This window comes from Mesorhizobium sp. M7A.F.Ca.CA.002.05.1.1, assembly GCF_003998335.1.
GTDB lineage: Bacteria > Pseudomonadota > Alphaproteobacteria > Rhizobiales > Rhizobiaceae > Mesorhizobium.
Genome location: NZ_RZQI01001486.1, coordinates 1 through 770, shown reverse-complemented (window position 1 = coordinate 770; position 770 = coordinate 1). Strand labels below are relative to the sequence as shown.

General features: G+C 61.7%; 1 protein-coding gene and 1 pseudogene. One reads left to right on the top strand and one right to left on the bottom strand.

Annotated features, from left to right (window positions below; all coding sequences use genetic code 11):
* Positions 1-277, bottom strand: a 277-nt coding sequence (gene apaG / locus EN939_RS36550) for a Co2+/Mg2+ efflux protein ApaG (protein ID WP_127272085.1), incomplete at its 3' end; no start/stop codon positions are given.
* Positions 278-509: 232 nt separating this feature from the next.
* Between apaG and EN939_RS36545 the strand changes: the two are divergent.
* Positions 510-770 (top strand): annotated as a pseudogene (locus EN939_RS36545) (ceramide glucosyltransferase); the annotation flags it as partial.

Here is a 770-nt window from a genome sequence, read left to right as displayed (position 1 = left end):
GTGTCGAGAGCGGGCAACCGGACGTGTATTGGTAGCTGTCGCCGGGATTGAGTTCGGGCTGGTCGCCGACGACGCCGGGGCCGCGCACCTCCTCCACCCGGCCAGTGCCGTCGGTGATATGCCAATAGCGCGACAGAAGCTGCACGAAGTCGTCCGACTGATTGTCGATCGTTATCTGATAGCCCCAGACATAGCGGTTCTCCGAGGGATCCGAGCGGTCCTCCAGATAGAACGGCCTGACCTGCACTTCGATGTTGCGCGTGACGGCGCTATACATAAGCGGCTCCAAAAAACGGTTCCAGCGGAACTTTCGGCGCTCTGTGCGGTTAGGTCAACCGACCGAAGCCTCCTCTGGCCGACCTCGCGGGCAGGTGCCGACAAAGAATGTCATTTAAGTGACATATGACAATGATGGTGTGCGCGGACTGGTGATGCGCGACTCGGGCGCTCTGCTGAACTGTTGAACCGGCCATCTTGCGGACCGGTTTTCCTGGAGTGACCGGATCTCGATGGAACTCACTCTCATAGCCGCCACGCTTTCAACTGTCCTCATCCTCTCGAATCTCGCCAGCATCGTGCTCGCCGCTTCGCGTCTGAAACGGCGCCACACCATTGGGCCGCCGGCCGCCAAGCCGCGGCCGGTGTCGATCGTCGTGCCGTCGCGCGGCGTCGAGCCGTTCACGCAGGAGACGCTGGAACGCGCCTTCTCGCTCGATTGGCCGCGCTACGAGTTGATTTTCTGCGTTGCCCATGCCGACGATCCGGTGGTC